The organism is Ulvibacterium marinum (assembly GCF_003626755.1).
Lineage (GTDB): Bacteria > Bacteroidota > Bacteroidia > Flavobacteriales > Flavobacteriaceae > Ulvibacterium > Ulvibacterium marinum.
The window spans coordinates 876,929-901,432 of record NZ_RBCJ01000001.1 but is presented as its reverse complement, the minus strand read 5'-3'; the positions used below and the strand labels follow the sequence as shown (position 1 = coordinate 901,432).

At 41.6% G+C, this 24,504-nt stretch carries 25 protein-coding genes; 10 read left to right on the top strand and 15 right to left on the bottom strand.

The genetic code is table 11. The features are described 5' to 3' along the window. Positions 1–49: 49 nt before the first annotated feature. Entirely contained in the window at positions 50–739 is a 690-nt protein-coding gene (locus tag D7Z94_RS03715) for a hypothetical protein (protein WP_120710169.1), read from the bottom strand. 105 nt (positions 740–844) lie between these two features. Here D7Z94_RS03715 and D7Z94_RS03710 point away from each other — a divergent pair, with 105 nt between their 5' ends. The 7 genes from D7Z94_RS03710 (at position 845) to arfB (ending at position 8,079) form a co-directional block, all read left to right on the top strand. Further along, entirely contained in the window at positions 845–1,489 is a 645-nt protein-coding gene (locus D7Z94_RS03710; RefSeq protein WP_120710168.1) for a thymidine kinase, read from the top strand. Further along, positions 1,482–2,591: an alanine racemase gene (gene alr, locus D7Z94_RS03705; RefSeq protein ID WP_120710167.1), complete on the top strand. Its 1,110-nt coding sequence runs from the start codon at positions 1,482–1,484 to the stop codon at positions 2,589–2,591. Before D7Z94_RS03710 ends, alr begins: the two co-directional genes overlap by 8 nt. An 85-nt stretch (positions 2,592–2,676) precedes the next feature. Then, the gene (gene mscL / locus D7Z94_RS03700; RefSeq protein ID WP_120710166.1) at positions 2,677–3,081 is read left to right on the top strand and encodes a large conductance mechanosensitive channel protein MscL; all 405 of its coding nucleotides are present in this window, start codon (positions 2,677–2,679) and stop codon (positions 3,079–3,081) included. A gap of 201 nt (positions 3,082–3,282) precedes the next feature. Further along, positions 3,283–4,272, top strand: a complete 990-nt coding sequence (locus tag D7Z94_RS03695) for an aspartate-semialdehyde dehydrogenase (RefSeq protein WP_120710165.1) — start codon at positions 3,283–3,285, stop codon at positions 4,270–4,272. A 260-nt stretch (positions 4,273–4,532) separates the two neighbouring features. Then, positions 4,533–6,608, top strand: coding sequence for a prolyl oligopeptidase family serine peptidase (locus D7Z94_RS03690; RefSeq protein WP_245967127.1), 2,076 nt, complete (start codon positions 4,533–4,535; stop codon positions 6,606–6,608). Between the two features lie 86 nt (positions 6,609–6,694). Continuing rightward, complete coding sequence (locus D7Z94_RS03685) at positions 6,695–7,669, top strand: ABC transporter ATP-binding protein (protein ID WP_120710164.1); 975 nt, start codon at positions 6,695–6,697, stop codon at positions 7,667–7,669. A 5-nt stretch (positions 7,670–7,674) separates the two neighbouring features. Then, the gene (gene arfB, locus D7Z94_RS03680; protein WP_120710163.1) at positions 7,675–8,079 is read left to right on the top strand and encodes an alternative ribosome rescue aminoacyl-tRNA hydrolase ArfB; all 405 of its coding nucleotides are present in this window, start codon (positions 7,675–7,677) and stop codon (positions 8,077–8,079) included. A 4-nt stretch (positions 8,080–8,083) separates the two neighbouring features. Here arfB and D7Z94_RS03675 read toward each other — a convergent pair whose 3' ends face one another. From D7Z94_RS03675 to pdxA, 10 genes are all read right to left on the bottom strand, one after another. Further along, on the bottom strand, positions 8,084–8,455 hold the full coding sequence (locus tag D7Z94_RS03675; protein ID WP_120710162.1) for a SnoaL-like domain-containing protein: 372 nt from the start codon (positions 8,453–8,455) through the stop codon (positions 8,084–8,086). A 239-nt stretch (positions 8,456–8,694) separates the two neighbouring features. Continuing rightward, positions 8,695–9,150, bottom strand: coding sequence for a GreA/GreB family elongation factor (locus D7Z94_RS03670; RefSeq protein ID WP_120710161.1), 456 nt, complete (start codon positions 9,148–9,150; stop codon positions 8,695–8,697). A gap of 71 nt (positions 9,151–9,221) precedes the next feature. After that, complete coding sequence (locus D7Z94_RS03665; RefSeq protein ID WP_147415823.1) at positions 9,222–9,869, bottom strand: hypothetical protein; 648 nt, start codon at positions 9,867–9,869, stop codon at positions 9,222–9,224. Positions 9,870–10,148: 279 nt separating this feature from the next. Next, on the bottom strand, positions 10,149–11,261 hold the full coding sequence (locus D7Z94_RS03660) for an NAD(P)/FAD-dependent oxidoreductase (RefSeq protein WP_120710159.1): 1,113 nt from the start codon (positions 11,259–11,261) through the stop codon (positions 10,149–10,151). Positions 11,262–11,298: 37 nt separating this feature from the next. After that, the gene (gene accC / locus D7Z94_RS03655) at positions 11,299–12,651 is read right to left on the bottom strand and encodes an acetyl-CoA carboxylase biotin carboxylase subunit (protein WP_120710158.1); all 1,353 of its coding nucleotides are present in this window, start codon (positions 12,649–12,651) and stop codon (positions 11,299–11,301) included. Between the two features lie 79 nt (positions 12,652–12,730). After that, the gene (accB, locus tag D7Z94_RS03650) at positions 12,731–13,222 is read right to left on the bottom strand and encodes an acetyl-CoA carboxylase biotin carboxyl carrier protein (RefSeq protein WP_120710157.1); all 492 of its coding nucleotides are present in this window, start codon (positions 13,220–13,222) and stop codon (positions 12,731–12,733) included. A 19-nt stretch (positions 13,223–13,241) separates the two neighbouring features. Beyond that, entirely contained in the window at positions 13,242–14,237 is a 996-nt protein-coding gene (locus D7Z94_RS03645; RefSeq protein WP_120710156.1) for a beta-ketoacyl-ACP synthase III, read from the bottom strand. Positions 14,238–14,521: 284 nt separating this feature from the next. Further along, positions 14,522–14,719 (bottom strand): 50S ribosomal protein L32, encoded by a 198-nt coding sequence (gene rpmF, locus D7Z94_RS03640; RefSeq protein ID WP_120710155.1) that lies wholly within the window; start codon positions 14,717–14,719, stop codon positions 14,522–14,524. Positions 14,720–14,727: 8 nt separating this feature from the next. Continuing rightward, positions 14,728–15,258, bottom strand: a complete 531-nt coding sequence (locus tag D7Z94_RS03635; RefSeq protein WP_120710154.1) for a YceD family protein — start codon at positions 15,256–15,258, stop codon at positions 14,728–14,730. A gap of 162 nt (positions 15,259–15,420) precedes the next feature. Beyond that, positions 15,421–16,467, bottom strand: coding sequence for a 4-hydroxythreonine-4-phosphate dehydrogenase PdxA (pdxA, locus tag D7Z94_RS03630; RefSeq protein ID WP_120710153.1), 1,047 nt, complete (start codon positions 16,465–16,467; stop codon positions 15,421–15,423). A 58-nt stretch (positions 16,468–16,525) separates the two neighbouring features. Between pdxA and D7Z94_RS03625 the strand changes: the two genes are divergently transcribed. Further along, positions 16,526–17,122: a riboflavin synthase gene (locus D7Z94_RS03625; protein WP_120710152.1), complete on the top strand. Its 597-nt coding sequence runs from the start codon at positions 16,526–16,528 to the stop codon at positions 17,120–17,122. Here D7Z94_RS03625 and D7Z94_RS03620 read toward each other — a convergent pair. Then, entirely contained in the window at positions 17,112–18,200 is a 1,089-nt protein-coding gene (locus tag D7Z94_RS03620; protein ID WP_120710151.1) for an acyltransferase family protein, read from the bottom strand. The genes D7Z94_RS03625 and D7Z94_RS03620 overlap by 11 nt on opposite strands. An 8-nt stretch (positions 18,201–18,208) precedes the next feature. Continuing rightward, positions 18,209–20,020 carry a sodium:solute symporter family protein gene (locus tag D7Z94_RS03615; protein WP_120710150.1) on the bottom strand — a complete coding sequence of 604 codons (1,812 nt, stop codon included), beginning with the start codon at positions 20,018–20,020 and terminating at the stop codon, positions 18,209–18,211. Between the two features lie 75 nt (positions 20,021–20,095). Between D7Z94_RS03615 and D7Z94_RS03610 the strand changes: the two genes are divergently transcribed. Together D7Z94_RS03610 and D7Z94_RS03605 are read left to right on the top strand one after the other, a co-directional pair. Next, on the top strand, positions 20,096–20,851 hold the full coding sequence (locus tag D7Z94_RS03610; RefSeq protein WP_120710149.1) for a sulfite exporter TauE/SafE family protein: 756 nt from the start codon (positions 20,096–20,098) through the stop codon (positions 20,849–20,851). A gap of 55 nt (positions 20,852–20,906) precedes the next feature. Further along, positions 20,907–22,307 carry an AGE family epimerase/isomerase gene (locus tag D7Z94_RS03605; RefSeq protein WP_120710148.1) on the top strand — a complete coding sequence of 467 codons (1,401 nt, stop codon included), beginning with the start codon at positions 20,907–20,909 and terminating at the stop codon, positions 22,305–22,307. Between the two features lie 27 nt (positions 22,308–22,334). Here D7Z94_RS03605 and D7Z94_RS03600 read toward each other — a convergent pair whose 3' ends face one another. Together D7Z94_RS03600 and D7Z94_RS03595 are read right to left on the bottom strand one after the other, a co-directional pair. Next, entirely contained in the window at positions 22,335–23,342 is a 1,008-nt protein-coding gene (locus D7Z94_RS03600) for a Kelch repeat-containing protein (protein WP_120710147.1), read from the bottom strand. 486 nt (positions 23,343–23,828) lie between these two features. Continuing rightward, positions 23,829–24,494 carry an ABC transporter ATP-binding protein gene (locus tag D7Z94_RS03595; RefSeq protein ID WP_120710146.1) on the bottom strand — a complete coding sequence of 222 codons (666 nt, stop codon included), beginning with the start codon at positions 24,492–24,494 and terminating at the stop codon, positions 23,829–23,831. Positions 24,495–24,504 lie beyond the last annotated feature (10 nt).

The following is a 24,504-nucleotide window of genomic DNA, read 5'->3' as shown; positions in this document are numbered from 1 at the left end:
TTGGTTTCACAACTTCCGGCATTTTATTTTGATGATTTTATAAGGGATTTTAGGAAAACCTGCGTTGAATCAGTGCTATAAATCGCTCTTCATACTCCTCTTTTCCCGCCCAATTATTGTAATCGGGTTTTACCATGTTGGTGATAAAGGAAACAGATCGCTCCTCAGAATCTATGGTATTCAACTGGGAGATAACCCTATTGAAATCCTCCGTGCTTTCATTAAAAAGATGTTTCACAAAGGCCAATCGGTTATTAAGGTCTACCTTAATGTCCGTATTCCCAAATTTGTCGTTTAGGGATTTTGGTCTAGTCTCTCGCTTTGCCCCGTTCTCTTTAGGAGGCATAAAAAGCTCCTTATCGTTCTTCACATATTCCGGTTTTGCCATAAATTCGGCCAAAACCTCATCTACCGGGGCCTCACTGGGCATTTCCGAGACCATATCCTTTATGGTGTCTATTCCCGGTGTCATAATATCCTCACTGTGTGGATTACTCTCTGGCACCGATGAATTGGCGTTCAACACGGCATTTGCCATTTTTTCGAACTTGGTCGCCATTGCGTTTTTAGAAACATCTACTTCTACATCGTTCAGCTCATTTTCTATAAACTTTAATACGGCAAGTTTCTCATAAAGATTTTTGGCCGCTTCATAGAGATCGGTGATTTCCCTTAAATCCCTGGAGGTAATGATGTCCGTGGACAGTTTCCGCAATTCCTCCTTCAGTTTTCGCTTCATTGCTTTTATTTTATCCTTTCGGAAAAGGTGTCCCTTTTTTAGTAATTTTAATGCTCCCTGTAAACAGGAACGAAGAAACCCCTTATTTTCGTCTAAAATTACAAAATGTTTCTCGAAAATACCGTTAATAACAAAGAACAATTCGGCTGGATAGAGGTCATCTGCGGCTCGATGTTTTCTGGTAAGACAGAGGAACTTATCCGCAGATTGAAGCGTGCAAAGTTTGCCAAGCTCAAGGTGGAAATATTTAAACCTATTGTAGACAATCGGTATCATGAGGATAAAGTAATTTCCCATGATGCCAATGAAATCCGCTCCACCCCAGTACCTGCGGCGGCAAACATTCGTATTTTGGCGGATACCTGTGATGTTGTTGGAATTGACGAGGCCCAGTTCTTTGATGATGAAATAGTAACGGTTTGCAACGATTTGGCCAACAAGGGCATTCGGGTGGTGGTAGCCGGGCTGGATATGGATTTTAAAGGAAACCCTTTTGGGCCAATGCCCGCCTTAATGGCCACTGCGGAATATGTTACCAAAGTACATGCAATCTGTACCCGTACGGGAAACCTGGCCAACTATAGCTTTCGAAAATCCAATAATGATAACTTGGTCATGCTTGGAGAGGTAGAGGAATATGAACCTCTTAGTAGGGCTGCTTTTTTTAAGGCGATGTTACGGGAAAAGGTAAAAAAGATGGATGTGGAGGTCGAAGAGCTCCCATCAAACTCCAAAAGCTCCAATGCCTGAAACCAAAGAAACCATTCTTGAAATCGATTTGGGTGCGCTTGAGCACAATTATCGTTATTTGAAATCCAGATTAGTACCTGCAACAAAATTCCTAGCAGTGGTAAAAGCATTTGCCTATGGTAGTGATGCTGTAAAAATTGCCCAAAAGCTGGAAGGCCTAGGTGTGGACTATTTTGCGGTTGCCTATATAAACGAAGGTACAGCCTTACGGGACGCAGGTATACAGATTCCTATTCTTGTACTGCATCCCCAACCCTCAAATTTTGATGTACTAATACAAAAAGCGTTAGAACCTAGTTTGTATTCGCCAAAAGTTCTCAGGGAATTTCTTAAAGTCGCCAAAAAACATGATCAAGAGGATTATCCAGTACATATCAAATTCAATACAGGTCTAAATCGCTTGGGGTTTTGGGAGAACGACGTGGATTATATTGTTGAGCAATTGGCTGGACGGAACGAAATCAAGATAGTTTCTATTTTCTCCCATTTAGCGGCATCTGAGGACTTGGAGGAAGCCCCTTTTACCCATGGCCAAATCAATACGTTTCAAAAAATTGCCGCCGAGGTAGATGAAAAATTGGATTATTCACCTTTTAAACATCTACTGAATACTTCGGGTATCATCAATTACCAGGAATCTCAATGGGATATGGTCCGAAGTGGAATAGGCCTGTACGGTTATGGAAACGAAAGGAATATTGATGAACAATTGAGGCCCGTGGCTTGTCTTAAGACCATTATTTCGCAAATCCATAAAATAGAACCCAATGAAACTGTAGGATACAACAGGGCTTTTACATCCGATGGATATCGGGTTACGGCCACACTTCCTTTGGGGCACGCTGATGGAATTGGTAGACAGTACGGTAAAGGAAGTACATACGTAACGGTACATGGAAAAAAAGCGCCCATAATTGGAAATGTCTGTATGGACATGATCATGATAGACATTACCGGAATTGATTGTCGAGAAGGGGATGAGGTCATCATTTTTGGGAAAAATCCGACCGCCGAGGAATTTGCTTCTACAGCAAATACTATTTCCTACGAACTTTTAACGAGCATTTCCCATAGGGTAAAGCGTGTTTTCGTTGGCGATTGATTCGATAATTAACGTTTCGTTAACATTGTTTTTTTGGTTATATTGCGGACAAGCACAAACAAATAGTAACTAAAACACTAAAACCATGTGGAAAGAATTTAAGAATTTTATCATGACGGGGAACGTCATAGATTTGGCCGTAGCCGTTATATTGGCAGGAGCCGTTGGGCTTGTCGTAAGCGGATTTGTCAATGACATTATGATGCCCATTGTGGGTCATTTTGCCGGCGGAATGGATTTTGCGGATATGAAAGTAATACTTTCCGAAGCTGTAATGGCAGCCGACGGAACTGTGGAAAAACCAGAAAGTGCCATCCGCTATGGAGCTTGGATAAACACGATCATCAATTTGATCATTGTAGGTTTTGTCCTGTTCATGATCGTAAAATCATATAACAAGGTACGGGCTCCAAAACCAGAACCCGCCCCATCAGGACCTTCCCAAGAAGAGCTCTTGGCCGAAATTAGGGATTTGTTAAAAAAGCAATAAATTATATCAGGCCTTGCAAAGGCCATCCGCTACATCACAATTAAAAACCATAAGCCCCCACTAATGTGGGGGTTTTCTTTTCTGGAGATCAAACAATCGTTAGTTATTTTTGTAACAATTTGTTATATTTTAATATTTTTCGTGTTCCATTTGTACAGTCCCGGTTCTTGAAGTACATTTGCCTTTCCAAATTCACAGGGAATGAAAGTAGCTGTAGTAGGCGCCACGGGAATGGTTGGCGAGGTGATGTTAAAGGTGTTGGCGGAACGTAATTTCCCCATATCCGAATTGTTATTGGTAGCTTCGGAACGCTCCGTAGGTAAAAAATTGACCTTCAAAGGAGAGGAACATACGGTTATAGGCCTAAATGATGCCGTAATCGCAAAACCAGACATTGCTATTTTCTCAGCAGGTGGAGACACTTCTTTGGAATGGGCTCCAAAATTCGCGGAGGTCGGTACTACGGTTGTGGACAATTCTTCCGCTTGGCGTATGGATCCAACCAAAAAGTTGGTAGTTCCTGAAATCAATGCCCATGAATTGAGGGCAACGGACAAAATCATTGCCAACCCTAATTGTTCCACCATCCAAATGGTTATGGCACTCGCACCCTTGCACAAGAGATATCGGATGAAGCGGGTAGTGGTCTCTACCTATCAATCGGTATCGGGAACAGGTGTAAAAGCCGTGAAGCAGTTGGAAAACGAAATGGCCGGGGTTCAGGGCGAAATGGCCTATCCCTACCCCATTAATAGAAATGCACTGCCACATTGTGATGTTTTCATGGAAAACGGGTATACCAAAGAAGAAATGAAACTGGCCCGCGAGCCACAAAAAATATTGGATGACCGTACTTTCTCGGTAAGTGCTACTGCTGTACGTATACCCACTGCAGGAGGACATTCGGAATCTGTAAATGTAGAATTCGAGAACGATTTTGAACTTAATGAGGTTCGAAAGTTATTGAACGATACTCCAGGAGTCACGGTACAGGACAACCCGGATACCAATACCTATCCTATGCCCATTTACGCACATGATAAGGACGAGGTTTTTGTAGGTCGTATCCGTAGGGACGAAACCCAGCGCAATACATTGAACATGTGGATCGTATCCGACAACCTTAGAAAAGGAGCGGCGACCAATGCCGTTCAAATTGCGGAATATTTAGTGGAGAATACGTTGGTATAGCCATCAAAGACCATCGCTATTTTACTTCTATTCAGCCTAACTTGTAGGATGGTAAGTAGGTTTGTAGTGATTACTTATTTCATTTTTTTGCACACCCTCGCTCTTTAAAAAAGTTAAATCTTCCTTGATCTGCTAATTTCATGTCCTTTTGAGATATTTTTATCAGATTTAATTCTTATTGGCATGAGAAAAATCGGCATCTTTTTGGTAGTGCTTATCTTTGCCGCTTGTAAAACCAAAAAAGAAGAAATCCTAGTATTGTGAATTATCCTATCACCAAAAAAGTCGATATTGTAGATAGTTACTTTGGAACCGACGTAAGGGATTCTTACCGTTGGTTGGAAGACGACCGTAGTACGGAAACCGAGACCTGGGTAAGGACCCAGAACAAAACCACCTTTGGTTATTTGGATAGTATCTCTTTTCGGGATGACCTTAAAAATCGTCTTGAAAAGCTTTGGAATTATGAAAAGTTGGGTTCCCCATTTAAAGAAGGTGATTATATCTACTTCTACAAGAACGATGGACTACAGAATCAATATGTGGTCTATCGTAAAAAGGAAGGGGGCGAGGAAGAGGTTTTTTTGGACCCAAATACCTTTTCCGAAGATGGAACCACTTCTTTGATGAGCCTGAGCTTTACCAAAGATGGTTCAAAGGCGGCGTACCTTATTTCCGAAGGAGGGAGCGACTGGCGTAAAGGGATAGTAATCAATACGGAAACCAAGGAAATTGCGGAGGATACCTTGGTAGATATTAAATTCAGCGGTATTTCCTGGAAAGGCAATGACGGCTTTTTCTATTCTAGCTATGACAAGCCCAAAGGCAGTGAGCTTTCTGCCAAAACCGATCAACACAAATTATACTATCACAAATTGGGCACCCCGCAAGCTGAGGATAATATTGTTTTCGGTGGAACATCGGAACAAAAACATCGTTATGTTGGGGGTTATGTTTCCGAAGATGAACGCTATCTTTTTATTTCCGCATCGACCTCTACTTCAGGCAACAAATTGTATTTGAAAGATTTGACGGATCACACTTCCAAATTGGTCACCGTGCTGGATGATACGGAATCGGATACCCATATTATTGAAAATGTGGGCACTAAATTGTATTTGGTCACCAACCGGAATGCCCCGAATAAAAAAATTGTGGTGACGGATGCGGCCGACCCAGTTCCAAACAACTGGAAAGATTTTATTCCAGAAACAGAAAATGTATTGACTGCCGGTACCGGAGGCGGATATTTCTTTACCGAATATATGGTGGATGCCATCTCAAAGGTTTTACAATACGACTATGAAGGAAATCTAATACGGGAAGTGGAACTCCCAGGTGTTGGTAGTGCCAGTGGATTTGGAGGCAAAAAAGAAGACAGGGAATTTTATTTCTCATTTACCAACTACAATACCCCAAGTTCTTCCTATAAATATAATGTGGATACCGGAAAATATGATCAATACTGGAAACCGGAAATTGATTTTAACCCCTCTGACTACGAGTCCAAACAAGTATTTTATACTTCAAAGGACGGTACCAAGGTTCCCATGATCATTACCCATAAAAAGGGTATTGAACCGGATGGAAAAAATCCAACCATCCTATATGGTTATGGAGGATTCAACATCAGCCTTACGCCTTCGTTTAGCATTGTCAATGCGATTTGGATGGAACAGGGAGGCATCTATGCGGTGCCTAACCTTCGTGGAGGAGGAGAGTATGGCAAAAAATGGCACATTGCCGGTACAAAAATGAAGAAGCAAAATGTGTTTGATGACTTCATAACAGCTGCGGAATATCTTATTGACAACAATTACACTTCCAAAGAATATTTGGCCATTAGGGGTGGTTCCAATGGAGGGCTTTTGGTCGGGGCCACCATGACCCAACGTCCAGATTTGATGCAGGTAGCACTCCCTGCCGTAGGGGTCTTGGACATGCTGCGCTATCATACATTTACAGCGGGTGCCGGATGGGCCTATGATTATGGCACTGCCGAGGAGAGTAAGGAAATGTTCGCTTATTTAAAAGGATATTCACCTTTACACAATGTAAAGGAAGGCACGGAATATCCGGCCACTTTGATTACTACTGGAGACCATGATGACCGAGTAGTACCTGCCCATAGCTTTAAATTCGCGGCTGAGTTACAGGGAAAACACACCGGGGAGAATCCTACCTTGATCCGGATTGAGACCAACGCGGGGCACGGGGCGGGTACCCCGATCAGTAAGACCATTGAGCAGTATGCCGATATTTTTGGATTTACCCTTTACAATATGGGCTTTGAGGAACTGCCCAACCAAAACGTGCTTAAAGAATTTAAGGATTAATACCGGCCATTATCAATATTTTATTGGAAAATCCGTTTCTTAATTTAGGGACGGATTTTTGATTTTCCCTTAGAACAACACTTTATATGCTTCAAGTAGATCACGTTTCATTTGCCTATGACGAAACATCGGTGTTGGAGGACATAAACCTGAAGGTCTCCAAAGGCGAACATGTTTCCATTATTGGGGAAAGTGGTTGTGGAAAAAGCACCTTGCTCAAAATTATTTATGGCCTTCTGCACATTAAGGTCGGCGAGGTCTATTGGGATGAAAACCAGATAATGGGACCATTGTATAATCTGGTCCCTGGCGAACCGTATATGAAGTATCTGGCCCAGGATTTTGACCTGATGCCCTATACGACCGTTTTTGAAAATGTAAGTCAATACCTTTCCGTTTTTGAGCCTGAAGAACTCAAAGCCCGTACCGAAGAACTTTTGGAGATGATAGAAATGACCCACTTGGCCCAAACCAAAGTACGTTATTTAAGTGGAGGACAACAGCAACGGGTAGCCTTGGCGAGAGTGCTAGCGCAACAGCCCCAAATTCTTTTACTGGATGAACCGTTTGGCCATATCGATAATTTTAGGAAAAACACCTTGAGAAGGAATTTGTTCTCCTTTCTAAAAAAAGAAGACATTACTGTTTTGACGGCAACCCATGATCATAATGATATGCTGCCCTTCGCAGATCGGGTAATTGTATTAAAAGACCGAAAGATTATCGCCAAGGATACACCAAAAAACTTGTACGAACACCCAAAAAACCTGTACATTGCTTCATTGTTCGGTGAGGCCAATAGAATCCCGATCAATGTCATTAAATCATATGCGGATACCAAACGCCGTATTATCGTCTATGCCCATGAGTTCAAGGTTTCGGAAAAATCAGGTTTGGAAGTCATCGTAAAAGAATCATATTATATGGGAGGTCATTATATGATCGTAGGAACTTATGAAGAACAAAACATTTACTTCAACCACCATTCTGCTTTGGAAGATGGAAAGAACGTTTTTCTGAATATCTCCATAGAGACCATAAATCAGCGGTTAAATATCTAGTCTTCATGGATAAGGGGCAACTTATAGGGGAACTTCAATTTAAGGCCGTTCGCAGTGGTGGTGCCGGTGGACAGCATGTGAACAAGGTCTCCACAAAAATTGAATTGACTTTTGATCTGGTAAACTCCTTCGCCTTTTTGGATACGGAAAAGGAACGTCTCCTACATAAACTAAAGCCCAGATTAACCAACAATGGCCTATTGCTTTTGCAATGTGATGAAACACGTAGTCAGCACAGGAACAAGGAACTTATCGTCCTTCGTTTTTTGGAAGTTATCGAGTCCGCACTAAAAACCCCGAAAAAAAGGAAAAGAACAAAACCCTCCAAAGCTTCAGTGGAAAAAAGGCTGAAAACCAAAAAATTGGCCGCACAAAAAAAGTCGGGTCGTAAAAAGCCCAATTTCGAATAATCTTCTAACCCATATCGGGTACGTCATAAAAGAATTGAGCTTTTTTAATTTTACCATTTTCAACTTGGTACAAACACAGTTCCTCCATTTTCCATCTGCCTTGTCCTTTGAAAGTGGCATCACTTGTCATAGGAAGCATAAAGTGATTCCCGGCAACCACGGGTTCTCCCACTGTACCTCCATGCACCTCTTCAATACTATTTGCCCATTCATAGTATCCGTCAATAATTTTTTCCTTGCCATGGGTCACTTCATCTCCTGGCATGCCAGGCATTTCAATACTTATCGCATCATCTGCATAAAGCTCATAGGCTTCATCGTATTTTCCATCCTTGCAAAGGCTTACTAACTTGTCGGCAACTTCTTGTGTAGACATTTCTAAAATTTTATACGGTTAATACCTTTAAATTTAAAAAGAATAGCGGCACCTTGTTTTATATTATGGTTAAATATGAATTCTAATATTGGTTACTGGCTATGATAGGTCAATGAAATATGTATGTCGGTCGACCCATCATGTCGAAAAGCTATTCTTAAACTTTATGACCCTACTTGTTGCATAAAGTAACGTGTGAAGATGCCAATAAAACTAAAAAATTCATGCTCTATATGGGACTATTCTATTTTTAAAATTTCGATTTTCTCTCCATTAAAAATAATAACCTCACCAATAGACTTCCCCAATAATAGTTTTCCAATAGGTGTCCCAACGGAGATACAAAAAACGGATACATCTTTGTTTGTAAAAACCCCTGCAGAGATGGCCAAAAAATAATTGCCTTTTGAGGTAATCGTGCAACTACCGAGACCTATAATTTCCGTATTTTCTTGTAAACGCACTCTAGCCAAGACCTGCTTCATTTCCTCGGCCTGCGCCAATTGATTGCCCAGTTTTTCTCTTTCTAGTTGCAACATGGCTCTACCTGTTTCATGCTTGTCGCCTGCACTACTTTTGGTTTCCGAGGTCAATGCCTCTTGTATATCCACCATATTCTTCCGAATGCGTGCAATTCTATCTGTAACAAAAGTCTCGCAAAATTCGAACAAATCCTTTTTGGATATACCTGGCATTGAAGAAATAATTAGAAAATCGGAATGCCCAAATTTTATTCAATTTGGAGGAGTTTAATAAATCTTAAGGCTTAATCCTCAAAATGATAGAGATCCGCCAATTTGTAGATCAAAAGGTTAACGATTGCACTATCGTCTTTGCCCGTATTGAACATTTGTTGAACCTCATTTCTGTTTTCATTTTTAAAGAATCGAAGATCGTCCGATCTGTATTCGCTTAAAATATTCCATGATTTGAGTCCCTTAAGCATCTTCTGGTGTGCAGCGTAACGCCGATTTACCAAATTGAGCTGCCTCTTGAAGGTCTTGTCTCCTTTATTCTCCGCTTCAGATTTTTTGGTGTTCCAATCCTCATATTCTTTCCTTAGACGATAATCCGCCTTTTCAGCTTCGGCGATAATTTTAAAATACGCCCTGGAAACAAGGGCACTGTACTTTTCCTCGAACGCCACTTCCTTTTCCATCAATGGGTTGTAGCTATCTCTATTATCTATTCCCACATCTAGAATGCTTGTATAAAAATCCATTTCTTCCTCAGGTTTTGCAGTCCTATCCGCCAATAAGGAATTCTTCCAAGCTTCGGATTTTACCATTTCCTTCCATACCTTGTTATATTCCCTTTTAAAGTTCATTTTGGATGAGGAACACCCCATGCAAAAGGACACTAGGAGCACAACCATATAACTTAAACCAAATTTCCCCGCAATATCATTTTTCATAAAATCATAGTTTTAGCATACCATTTAATCCTTGCCGTCGATTGTTAAAAATCGAACGATATGGGTGGCTACCAAAGCAAATAGTGTGAATGCCCCAGATTAGGGGATATGGGTGTTCAGTTCATAAAAATTTTGGAATAAGCTCTGGGGAAGCTCATAAAAAAGTAAGCTTACCAATATAGGAAGAAAATATCACTTGCAAAGAAAAAACCAACAGCTTTATTGAGGTATCGTCAGAGCAAGAATAGTTAAATTTGCCCTCTCAATTACGATGGGTCTCTAGACTAGATCAGCCAACTCCTTCCCAATTAAACTGCCGATTGCCACCCCCATGCCCCCTAAACGAATGCCACAAGTTACGTTTTCCGAAACCTGTTTTACAATAGGCTTTTTTTCTTTGCCCACTCCCATGATACCACTCCATCTTTGGTCAATTTCGAAGATGGTGGTTGGGAGAATAACCTGTTCCAGAAGTTCTTGCAATCGATTTTGAATTAATTCGGTCTGACCGAAAACAACCGTTTTTTCTCCTTCCAAATCAAGGTTTCTGCCCCCTCCCAGCATTATACGATTATCAATGTTCCGAAAATAATAATACCCTTCATCCAAGTGAAATGTCCCCTTTATTCCCAGGTTTTGTATAGGTTTGGTAATCAACACTTGAGAGCGGGCAGGTTTTACATTTTCATTCAATAATTGGGACGCAAATCCATTAGTAGCTATAAACAATTTCCTTGCCTGGCATTCAAAAGCATCCGTTTGAAGTGATACTTTTCCCTGATTTTCCATAATATCATTGACGGCTATCGAATTTAAGACAATAATGCCTTTTTGTTGTGCTAGTTGAAGGAGGCCCATCATCATCTTGCCGGTATCCAATTGTCCTTCAAAAGCATGTTTGATATAGTGCTCCTTTATCTGTTTGAAATGAAAAGAATTTGGACAGGAGCTAAAAGGTTCGGCCCCAAAAATAGGTTTTAGAAAATGATTGATTTCCGCTATGCGATCTAGGCAATTTTCATAAAGCGCCGTCTGTTGTTTCAAAAAAAGTTCATACCCTCCATTCCGTTGAAAATCAATATGTTTATCGCCTAAAGTGCTTCGAAGCAATCGTATTCCTTTCCATCTTTGCGATACAAGATGAAATACCTCATCTTTGGAATGGGACCTTAGATCCGCCAGAATTTCCGAAATACTACCAAAGCAAGCAAAACCGGCATTTTTAGTACTGGCACCTTGGGGCAAAACGCCTCTTTCAAATATTACGATCTTGGCTTTTGGGTGCTTTTCCCGTAATCGGATTGCGCAATTGAGTCCAACGATCCCGCTTCCTACAATAGCAAAATCGATGTGGGACAGCCACGTTTTATATTCCCAGTAACTGAGATTCATTATCCGGAATTTGTAAGATCTGTCAGATCTTGTCCGTTCATTCTTCGGACGGTGGTTCCATCTCAAAATCTTCCATAAACTTGGTGGTATAGTTTCCCGCTAAATAATCGGGATGCTCCATGAGCTGTCTATGGAATGGGATGGTAGTCTTGATGCCTTCTATCACAAATTCGTCCAGGGCACGTTTCATTTTGTTTATAGCTTCTTCACGCGTCTGTGCCGTGGTAATCAATTTAGCGATCATGGAGTCGTAGTTTGGAGGAATTACGTAACCGCTATACACATGGGTGTCCATTCTAACTCCATGACCTCCTGGTGTGTGTAATGTGGTTATTCTCCCTGGAGAAGGTCTGAAATTGTTATAAGGGTCTTCAGCATTGATGCGACATTCTATGGAATGTAGCTTTGGGATATAGTTTTTACCCGAAATAGGTACGCCCCCGGCTACCAGAATCTGCTCCCGTATCAAATCATAATCCACAACCTGCTCCGTTATGGGATGCTCTACCTGTATACGGGTATTCATTTCCATAAAATAGAAGTTGCGATGTTTGTCAACCAAAAATTCTACAGTACCGGCACCTTCATATTTAATGAATTCTGCCGCCTTGATGGCGGCTTTGCCCATTTCATCTCGTAGCTTATCCGTCATAAAGGGTGAAGGGGTCTCCTCGGTCAACTTTTGATGACGGCGTTGAACGGAGCAATCCCTTTCGGAAAGGTGACAAGCCTTTCCATATTGGTCCCCTACTACTTGTATTTCGATATGGCGTGGTTCCTCTATCAGTTTTTCCATGTACATACCCCCATTTCCAAAGGCAGCGGTAGCCTCCTTAACAGCACTTTCGAAGTTACTTTCCATTTGATCTTCGGACCAGATAGCGCGCATTCCCTTACCTCCACCACCGGCAGTAGCCTTGATCATAACCGGGTAACCCATCTTTTTGGCTATCTTTTTGGCATCGGCAACATCCTTTAAAAGGCCTTCAGAGCCAGGAATGGTCGGTACCCCAGCCTTTTTCATTGTAGCCTTGGCGGTTGCCTTGTCTCCCATTTGATCAATTTGTTCTCCCGAAGCACCAATAAATTTTATCTCATGTTCAGCGCAAATCTTTGAAAACTTTGAATTTTCGGACAAGAATCCATACCCAGGATGAATGGCATCCGCATTGGTAATCTCAGCGGCAGCAATGATATTGGGGATTTTTAAATAAGATTCGCTACTAGGGGCCGGGCCAATGCAGACCGCCTCATCCGCAAATCTAACGTGTAGACTTTCCTCATCCGCTTTGGAATAGACCGCAACGGTCTTGATACCCATTTCTTTACATGTCCGGATAATCCTAAGGGCGATTTCCCCCCTGTTTGCAATCAATACTTTTTTGAACATAATGCTTCCAAATTTCAAATCTCAAACTCCAAATTCCAAAAAGATTTTGGTATTTGGAGTTTGGGCATTGTGATTTAACCTAGGATGGATCTACCAAAAACAAGGGTTGATCAAATTCTACCGGTGAGGAATCCTCTACCAAAACCTTCACAATTTTACCGGACACTTCAGATTCTATATCGTTAAAAAGCTTCATTGCTTCTATAACACAGAGAACATCCCCTTTTGAGATGCTGGAACCTACCTCCACAAATGCCGGTTTGTCCGGTGAGGGTTTTCTGTAAAAAGTTCCAATAATAGGCGATTTTATGGTAATGTATTTGGCATCGTCTTCCTGGGACTCTTTAGTGCTTGCTTCTGGGGATAGAGCGGGAGTTTCCGCAGGAGCTTGCGGAATTGGCGCCAACGGGGTTTGTGGGACGGGAATTTGTTGTACATAGGTGGTGTCCGATCCAGATCCGACCGCTCCGGTACGAATGGTGATTTTTATATCATCTGTCTCAAGTTTTACTTCGCTAGCACCGGATTTTGCCACGAATTTGATTAGGCTTTGAATTTCCTTGATATCCATTACATTTTAGTTTTTAGTTTTAGTTATAGGCCCATTTTAAATAGATAGATCCCCAGGTGAAGCCTCCTCCAAAAGCGGCGAAAACTAAATTATCGCCTTTTTTTAGTTGGTCCTCATAGTCTCTCAACAAAAGTGGAAGTGTCGCGGCGGTTGTATTGCCATAGCGCTGTATGTTCATCATCACCTTGGAACCGTCCAGACCCATTCTTTTGGCCGTTGCATCAATAATTCGTTTGTTGGCTTGATGTGGAACCAACCACGATATGTCAGTATGGCTCAAATTATTCCGTTCCATGATTTTTACAGCCACATCGGCCATGTTCGACACGGCAAATTTAAAAACCGATTTTCCATCTTGATAAATGAAGTGCTTCCGATTCCTGACCGTTTCCTCAGAGGCGGGCAATAATGACCCTCCCGCATCCATTCCTAAAAATTTTCTTCCTGAACCGTCCGCTCTAAGATACTCGTCCTGTAGTCCAAGGTTTTCCGTGTTAGGTTCAAAAAGAACAGCTCCCGCACCATCTCCAAAAATAATACAGGTAGTTCTATCCGTATAGTCTATTATTGAGGACATTTTATCTGCTCCAATCAATAGAACTCTTTTGTACCTGCCGGATTGGATATAGCTTGCTGCGGTGGACATTCCGAACAAAAAACTGGAACAGGCCGCCAACAAATCATAAGAAAAGGCATTAGTGGCCCCAATTTCCGAGGCGACAAAGGCCGCGGTAGATGCAACCAGACTATCCGGCGTAGCTGTGGCTATCATAACCAAATCGATTTCCTTGGGGTCCAAATTCCTCTTTTCCAAAAGGTTTTTTGCTGCCTTAATGGCCAGATAGGACGTTCCTTCTCCTTCCTCCGGTTTTAATATTCTCCTTTCCTTGATGCCGGTTCTAGTAACGATCCATTCATCATTGGTATCTACCATGCCTTCCAGCATTTTATTGGTCAATACAAAATTTGGAACGTAAGCTCCTACAGCTGTAATAGCTGCCGTCAATTTCCCCATCCTAAAGTTGATTTTGCATCAAAAAACCTTTTAAAATGCCTCAAAATTCGTGAAAAATACTGATTTTCTGCGACTTTTTTCAAATTAAAAGGGTTTAGAGAGTCTGAAAATTATATGATTCGATCTTAATTGCATCCGGCATCATATTACCAAGGCCATTGAAGTAATCTTTGGTACTGTCTTTCGTCTTTAGACAAATGTTATTTTCATTTTTTAAAAACAAGCGCCTACAAAAAAACCTGTCCTTATAGGGACAGGAATTTAAAAAATATCATGTTGCTTTATTAAGCCTCCGCTTCCTCGGTCTTGTCTATCAGAACCTGACCTTTGTAATACAATTTGCCCTCATGCCAATGAGCCCTATGGTACAAATGCATCTCTCCTGTTGTAGGGTCCGTAGCCAAAGTAGGGGCAACAGCCTTATAATGGGTTCTTCTCTTATCCCTTCTGGTTTTGGATATTTTTCTTTTAGGATGTGCCATTTTATATCTTATTTATCCGTTAAAAACTTTTTTAATGCGTCCCAACGCGGGTCATTTTTCTCTGAATTCTCGTCAGTTTCTTTGGGTTGTAGTTCCTTAAGCCTATCTAGGGCATCAGATTTTAGAGTGCCGTCCAAGACTCCGGGATGTATCCGTTTTTGGGGAACGGCCAGCACCAGCATTTCATAGATGTATTGCGCTATATTGATTTGATGTTCCCCATGGGGAATAATCAATATTTCATCATCCTCATCATTGAAATCCTCTCCGAACTTGACCACTAATTCCAATTGACCGGAAATAGGTTGATCGTAGGGCTCGCTTGTTAAGTCGCAATCCACATTTACCACACCTTCGCCCTTTAAATGCAATTCCAGCATAGTACTCATTTTGTTCAGTTCTGCCAAGAAATCTATTTGGGCCTCATTGAACTCTTCGTACCCAAAAGAATCAAAGAACGTATTATCAATTGAATAGGTGAACTTGTGTTTTCCTTGCTTCAATCCAGAGAAAGGAATATTATATTCCTTATGCTTCATCGTACCAACACTTATTTTTGACCTATACCCTTGATATGGGAATACCAAAACGTTTCCATTCTGGCGGGTGCAAAGATACTATTATTTTGATAAAAGCCAATATTTGAAAGCCAAATGTTCAGGACACCAACACCTTATAAAACTTGTTGGAAAATCGCCGATCTATCGTCTTACTTTTTGCTTTTGTAATGGATTCTCATTCAGTTCCCTGAATTCCGTTCTGTTCTTAAAAATTTGCAAGGCGGTAAATACTGCCTCCTTAAAGGAGCTATGGTCAGCTTTGCCCTTTCCTGCAATCTCGTAGGCCGTGCCATGATCGGGGGAGGTGCGGATTTTTGAAAGACCTGCGGTATAATTGACCCCTTTGCCGAAGGAAAGCGTCTTGAAGGGAATTAATCCTTGATCGTGATAGGCCGCCAAAACCGCATCAAAGTTCTTATAGGAGTCCGAGCCAAAAAAACTATCTGCTGAATAGGGGCCAAAAATTAAGTGGCCCGAGTCTGACATTTCCTTGATGACGGGTTTCAAAACTTCGTCATCTTCCTTGCCAATAACGCCGTTGTCCCCACTGTGCGGGTTAATCCCTAGGAGGGCAATTTTTGGTTTCCGAATCCCAAAATCCATCTGAAGGGATTTTTCAATCGTACGTACCTTGGTCCTGACCAAGATAGGATTTATGGCCATGGGTGCATCCTTTACGGCGACATGATCCGTAAGCAGTCCCACTTTTAATGTATCCGTAACCATAAACATAAGGCTTTCGCCCTCCAATTCCTGGGCCAGATAATCTGTGTGCCCAGGAAACTTAAAGTCTTCCGACTGAATGTTATTTTTGTTGATTGGAGCGGTCACCAAGGTGTCAATATTTTCTTCTTTTAGGGCTTTTACCGCTGCCCGTAATGATTTTAAGGCATATTTTCCGGCTTCTTCGGTTTCTTTTCCAAACTCGATTTTCGGTATTTCCTTCCAAATATTCACCACATTGATCTTGCCATCAATAATCTTGGAAGCTTCATGGATACCATGGTATTTAATGGTAATGCCCAAAGCATTTTTCTGAAAGGAAATGGTTTTATTGGAAGCAAAAATTACAGGTGTACAGAAATCCAGCATGCGGGAATCTTCAAAAGTCTTAAGAACAACCTCACATCCAATTCCGTTTAGGTCCCCTATGGAAATTCCTAGCCGTATTTTTCGATTTTCCTGCATATTTTCTTTGGCTTTATCCCTAAATTTATCGCACAAAATTACTCAATTTAAGCGGAACATGTTTACGGGAATAATTGAAACCTTAGGAGAGATATCACAATTGGAAAAGGATGGGGGCAACCTTCATATTACAATAGCTTCCCAGGTAGCCAAGGAGTTGCAAATAGATCAAAGTATGGCTCATAATGGTGTTTGCCTAACCGTAGTTTCCTTAGGAGAGGACAAATATACGGTTACGGCTATTGACGAAACCCTTCAAAAAACCAATCTGGGTGATTTGAAAATCGGTGATTCCGTGAATCTGGAACGTGCTATGATCCTAGGTTCCCGATTGGACGGCCATATTGTTCAGGGGCATGTAGATCAAACAGGGACCTGTACTTCGATCGAGGAAAAGGATGGCAGCTGGCTATTTTCATTCGAATATGATGTTTCTCTCAATAATCCTACCATAGAAAAGGGATCGATAACCATTGATGGTGTAAGTTTAACGGTGGTTGATTCCGGAACTAATACGTTTAGTGTGGCTATCATACCTTACACCTACGAGCACACACGATTTCATGCTTATGAGGTTGGGTCCAAGGTGAACCTGGAATTTGATGTTATCGGTAAATACGTTGCCAAGTTGTTACACCCACTTTCTAAACCTTGATAAAAATCTTCCTTTGGTATAGGACATAGGCCAGAAGACAGTAAAACGCAACAACAGAAAGACCATAAAGTAAGGAAGAAAATTGCATGGACATAAAATCATGTACATAGATGGTGTCAAATAGCCAACCGTGAAGTGAGGTGTCTTCAGCTACTTTAATTGAATAAAAAAGCTTGGTAATAAAACTGGATAAAAAGTATACGATAATGGCATTGGCACCGGCATAACGAAAAATACTTCCAAATTCCATACCCCTCACATCCGTCAAGTAATATATCAATGCCAAGAACATATTGGCCCAGCCTGCCGTTACCAAAACAAAACTACTGGTCCAGAGTGCTTTGTTAATGGGGAAAATGAAGTCCCATAAGTGTCCAAGAAGTAGCAACGAACCTCCTATCCCTATCATAAGGGTTGTTTTTTTGGGTTGTTTGGATGTTAATACCAATCCGGTAAAAATACCCAACAATGAGCTGCAAATTGCGGGTATTGTGCTCAATAGACCCTCCGGGTCATAATCTTCCTTCCACATATGGCTCCCTAAAACGTTTAAATCCACGTAATTCGCCAAGTTATTGGGGGCCCTTTCAAAAGTGGATTCCATCCCACCTACGGGTACAAAACCCATGAGTAGCCAATAGCCGATCAAAAGAAAGACACATATGCCTATAAGGGTTTTCCAGTTAACGTTCAGAAATAAAATCGCCGCAAAAAAGAATACAACACCTATACGCTGTAAAACTCCAGGAAACCGGATTTCGGCAAAATCCTTTATGAAGGGAAAGGTGATGGTAAACGCTCCAAGAAAAAGGCCGAGGCCGATCAACTTTAAGGCACGAATCGTAATCTTTTTGTAACTCTTAGCATTAACGGGCTTGTCTTTATAGGCAAATACAATGGAAGTCCCAACGATAAAAAGGAAAAAGGGAAATACCAGATCAGTAGGCGTATAACCATGCCAATCAGCATGTAGAAAAGGCGCATATACGGCAGACCAGGTTCCCGGGGTATTTACCAAAATCATTAGGACTATGGTAAGTCCCCTAAAAATATCCACTGAAATAATCCTATCCTTCATGGTAAAAACTATAGTATATTATCTTTCATACGGTTCCATGCCCTTATCAGCAGAAGACCGGAAAGTACCGCTACACCAGTTAAAATCAATGCTAAAGTGGTCTTCCCATAAATCCAATAGCCTGTAGCGAACATGGTGGAGTAGACCAGTACAACGCCCAAAAGCATGGCCGTTATGCCCGAGGGCACACTCCATTTCTCATTTTCCAAGACGACCTCATCGTTATCCTCACGAGCTTCTCTGACGACTTTTGACCATCCAGGGCCTCCTGGTTGTATTTTCTTATAAAAATCCCGTAACACTTGTTTCGATTCTGGCTGGGTCATAAAAGTGGCCGACAACCAAATTACCGAGGTTACCAACATTATAAAAGGTAGTTCCCCCCAATCCGGCAATAGTCCAGTTTCAGAATCAAACAAAATAGGTCTCAATTCAGTTGTCTCCAACAAAATAGCGAGAATCCCGGAAGAGAACATGGCGGAAATTTCACTCCATGAATTAATCCGCCACCAAAACCATCTGAGAATAAAAATTAGCCCGGTACCGGCGCCAAATGATAGTAAAAGATTGAAAATACCCATCGCATTCTGCATAGCCAAGGCCAAAAAGGCACTTAAAATCATCAAAACCACGGTTGACAAACGTCCTACGGCCACCATTTGTTTTTCGGTGGCATTTGGATTTATCTGCTGCTTATAAAAATCAAAGACCATATAGGATGACCCCCAGTTCAATTGGGTAGAGATGGTACTCATATATGCTGCTATCAGGGAAGCCAATACAACGCCCAGCAATCCGCTAGGCAATTTGGTCAACATGGCCGAATAGGCCAAATCGTGTCCCAATTTATCCGCAGGCACGTTTGGAAAAGCCTCCGAAATACTTGCAACGTCCGGATAAACGACCAATGAGGCCAGAGCTACCAAAATCCAAGGCCATGGACGCAGGGCATAGTGCATAATATTGAAGAAGAAAGTTGCACCAATGGCATGGTTTTCATTTTTTGCGGCCAACATACGCTGTGCAATGTAGCCTCCACCACCGGGCTCACCCCCCGGATACCAGGAGCTCCACCACTGTACGGCCAAAGGAATTACCAAAATGGTCACCACTGCTTTAGTATCACTTAAATCCGGTAGAATGTTGAGCTTGTCCTTAACGTTTTCGCTTTCAATAATCGCCTGTATACCCCCTACCTCTGGAATGTTTACCAAATAATAGGCAGCTCCTATGGCTCCGGCCATTGCTACAAAAAATAGTAAAAAGTCGGTATAGACTACGCCTTTAAATCCTCCCAAGGCACTGAAAATTACCGTTATCAAACCAGCCCCGATTACAGTTTGCCAAGGTTCAAGTCCCAACATAATTCCCCCAATCTTAATGGCGGCCAATGTTACGGCGGACATCGTAATAACATTGAACAAAATACCCAAATACACGGCACGGAATTTTCTCAAAAAACGTGCCGGTGCACCCCCGTAACGCAACTCGTAAAACTCAAGATCGGTCTTAACATTTGATTTTCTCCATAATTTGGCATAAACGAAAACTGTGAGCATCCCTGTAAGCAAAAAACACCACCAGCCCCAGTTGCCCGATACTCCACTGGTGCGCACCAAATCGGTTACCAGGTTGGGCGTGTCCGTGGAAAAGGTAGTAGCCACCATGGAAAGACCTAACAGCCACCAGGGCATTGTTCTTCCCGACAAAAAGAACTCCGAGGAATTTTTTCCTGATTTTTTGGAAACATAAATCCCAATCCCTAAAACGATTGAGAAGAAAACGACAATAAAACTATAATCCAGGGTGCTGAGTTCCATGGTTTGGTTATTGGTTAATGGCTAAAGATATTATTTTTTAGGATACTTTTGTGGTTTCACTGTTAAACTACCTTAGTGCTACCAACCCTAGTATCAGAAATTCCGATTACATCTTGGACCTTGGCATATATTGCGGCATTTGTTATAGGTGTCTCCAAAAGTGGCATAAAGGGAATCGCCATTATCATTGTAACATTCATGGCTTTGGCTTTTGGCGCGAAGAACTCTACAGGTCTAATAGTCCCACTCCTAATCGTTGGCGATATTTTTGCAGTAATCTATTATAATAGACATACCCAGTGGAAATACATTGTACGTTTTCTACCTTGGATGATGGCTGGTGTTCTTATAGGTGTCCTAATAGGAAAGGATTTGGATGAAGACACTTTTAAAATTGGGATGGCCTTCATTATTTTAGGAAGCGTCATAATGATGTACTGGTGGGATCGTAGAAAATCCAAAACGGTTCCTGACCATTGGGCATTTGCTGGATTTATGGGTGTTATGGCCGGAATTACCACCATGATAGGAAATTTGGCGGGGGCCTTTGCCAATATCTTTTTCTTGGCCATGCGTTTGCCTAAAAACGAGTTTATAGGGACTGCTGCCTGGCTTTTCCTTATTATCAACGTGTTTAAGCTTCCTTTTCATATTTGGTCTTGGGGAACCATTACCTGGGAATCCGTACTTATAGATTTAAGATTGGTCCCAGGGATTTTTGTAGGCTTATATGTCGGGGTACGTTTGGTAAAAATTATAAAGGAAAGTTTTTACAGAAAAATGATATTGATCCTGACCGCCCTTGGGGCCGTATTGATTCTATTACGTTAATCCATATCCATTTTTCAGAAAATATAAGTAGCTTTATATCAAATGGATAAAGTCTATGCCCAACCTGATTTCCAAAAGTTCCGTATATGTAACATTAGCATGGTTCTTGTATGTACTAGTGTTCTTTTCCTGCAAAACGGAGAGGACAGAACCCCTAAAAGATGAGGGACTACTTTCTGAAATCGAAGCCTCCTTGGATACTCTTGTTCGGGTCTGGTACCCAAAAACCATGGACACCATTAATGGTGGTTTTTGGTCCGATTTCAATTACAAATGGCAAAAGGAAGGCAAGCAAAACAAAATGTTGGTAAGTCAGGCGCGTCATGTCTGGACAGCTTCCACCCTTGCCCTTTTTTATAAGGATAAGAAGTACGAACAAATCGCGGCGCATGGATATCGCTTCCTTAGGGATGTCATGTGGGACGAAACCAATGGTGGATTCCATACCTTATTACATATAAAAAATGATTCACTGGCAGTACTTTCCAATACCAAGAGCACCTATGGCAACTCTTTTGCCATCTACGGACTCGCCACGTATTACAAAGCTTCCAAGGACTCAGCTGCACTAAATCTGGCAAAGAAGACCTTTTTATGGTTAGAGGAACATGCCCATGACCCCGTACACAAAGGCTATTTTGATGTCCTTCAACACAATGGCTCCTGGTTCTTGGATGTCCATACAAATGATGCCGGTTATGACAATTTCATTCGAAAGGATTGGAAAGATCAAAACTCCTCCATTCACCTTTTGGAAAGTTTTACCGCCCTTTACGAGGTATGGCAAAATCCTTTATTGAAAAAACGCCTGGAGGAAATGTTAGGACTGATTAGGGATACCATTACTACCCCAAAGGGCCACCTCAACCTGTACCTGGAACGCGATTGGAAACCAATATCGTTGCGGGATTCAACGAATAGCTATAGAACGCAAAATTTATGGATGGATCATGTTTCCTTTGGTCATGATGTGGAAACCGCCTTTCTTATGTTAGAGGCCTCCCACATACTTGGCCGAAAAAAGGATTCCGTTACCTTAAGAAAAGCTAAAAAAATGGTAGACCATGCCCTGGAATGGGGTTGGGACACACAGACCGGAGGATTCTATTACGAGGGTGTTTATTGGGATGAAAAAGGTCGGCATACCATTGAAAACGAGGCAAAAGTATGGTGGACGCAAGCGGAAGGGCTTAATTCCCTTTTGCTGTTTTCCAAGTTGTTTCCGGATGAGTCGCGTTATCTGGATTTATTTGAAAAACAATGGGACCACATAGTTACCCACATGATTGACCACGAATACGGTGGTTGGTTTCATGAAGGATTGGATACGGATCCGGAAGCCAAATACGATGCAAAGGCCCATAATTGGAAAGTCAACTATCACAATATTCGGGCTTTAGTGAATACCATACACATGCTAAGGGGTGAATTCCCTTTAATCGACCCGAAGCATTGATAAAGAACGTTGGTGGGTTCTCTACTGCTAATATTTCTCCATTGTGAATAACTCGGGTTCTCCTCCTCGATTTCCACAACCGGAGGCAACGTACAAGTTCCCGTTATGTTCCAGCACCCCTGTACCATGTCTTCCTTCTAGCATTGAGGGTAGAGAACGCCAGCTGTTATTGCCAATATCAAGTGCCTCCACATGGGCATGCGCCTTTTCTTGGGTACTGGACTCTCCTCCCAATACCAAAATCTCGTTCCTGTGCAAAATTGCCATGTTACCGGCGCGTTGGGTAGGTATGTCGTTAGGCAGGGACACCCAGCTATTGCTGACAATATCATATACATCAACCTTTCCTATAGTACTCCCAAAGGGCTCATCGGACGCTCCGGTATTTCTGCCTGCCAGCGCATAAATTTTTCCGTTTGCCTCAACAGCTTGAAAGTGATCCCGTGGTCTAGGGGCGTCGGTCAAAATTTGCCATTCCCCCGTATTTAGGTCATAGCTGTCCATCCAGTTCTTATGATCCCCAATATGGCCGTTCTTTATGCCGCATGAAACATATAGCTTTCCATTGAAAATTACATTCCCTGTAGAACCTCTTAACCGTTCTGAGGGAATTTCATCTTCCTTGGACCATTTATCATTCAAGGGGTCATAAACATAAATATGTGTAATCGGCGTTTCATTAGGCCATCCCCCAGTTAATGCGCCCACAATAAAGATCCTATTTTTATGGACAACGGGTTGAAAATGGTGCATTTCTATTGGAGGTTCCGTGCCTTGAGACCATGTTTTGGTTTGCGTATCGTAAATACTAACGGGCCGTATGCCACGCCCCCCAAACAGATAAAATTTATCCTCAACCCTAACAAAAGCGGCCTCATGGCGTTGTACCGGTTTGCTGCCATCTTCTGAAACAACCGATTCCCATTTAGGTTCTATGGCTTGTTCCTGTGGAGCCTTTTCATCAGTGTTTTTTGGTGCTTCCTTACATGTGGTAATAACTAGGAGAAAGCAGAGGAGCACAAATACATTTTTCATTTGACGTTGAATTAGATTCTTGATATCGCCAAATTTACGAAATCCTAAAAATCATCTTCAGAGAATTCCTTTTGTTGAATTTCGACTCATTTTAAGAATAAGTTTAGAATTTCATAGATAGTCGGGAAGCATTTCTTAATCCCAAAAATTTACCATTTGTAAACTAATCCCTGATTTTTGAAACTTAGTAGAAAAGATAGTCGCGTTTTTTTGGAGCGTTCGCCTTTTTTGAGGTGTGGTATTTTCATGTCTGGAAGGGAGTGGAAGCCCTATTTGAATCATAGAAAATTAAGAAATGGATTTTTATGATGTTTCCTTCATGTTATATTAACCCTCAATATAAGTTGAACCACGAGTTTTGCAATGTGATTATTTGAGTTAGTCTAGTTTGAGTTAGTTTGTTGAAACCGGTGTGTCTCGCGCACCGGTTTTTTTAGAGCCTAAAAGAAATTTAAATCACATATTTCAAAACAGGTCCTTAGATAACTACTTGATCATCCTTCCATCCAACAGGTTAATGACCCTTGATCCATAGGCCGCATTCTTTTCAGAATGCGTTACTTGGATAATGGTTACACCTTCAGAGTTTAGTTGCTTAAAAAGCGCCATGATTTCCTCACTTTGTGCTGAATTCAGATTGCCCGTGGGCTCATCGGCCAAAATCAATTTAGGATTGGCGATCAATGCCCGGGCCACCCCTACAAGTTGTTGTTGGCCTCCGCTCAATTGCGTAGGGAAAAGATCTTTTTTTCCAACGATATTAAATCGATCTAACATATCCGCAACCATGGCTTTACGTTCCGTGCCTTTGAATTTTTTATACAACAAGGGCATTTCCAGATTTTCCTTAACCGTAAGCTCATCCAGCAAATGATAGGATTGAAATACAAAACCAATGTACTCCTTGTACAGATTGGCCCTATGTTTTTCCTTTAAGGCATGTACCGATTCGTGTAAAAATTCGTATTCCCCCTCATCAAAATTATCCAACATCCCAATAACATTGAGCAGGGTAGATTTTCCAGAACCCGATGGGCCCATGACCGAGATAAATTCCCCTTCCTCTACATTAAGATTAATATCCTTTAGCAAGAAGAGACGTTGGCCTCCTGAATTTACCCATTTAAAAATGTTTCTTAGTTGTAACAGCATATTTTTCGTT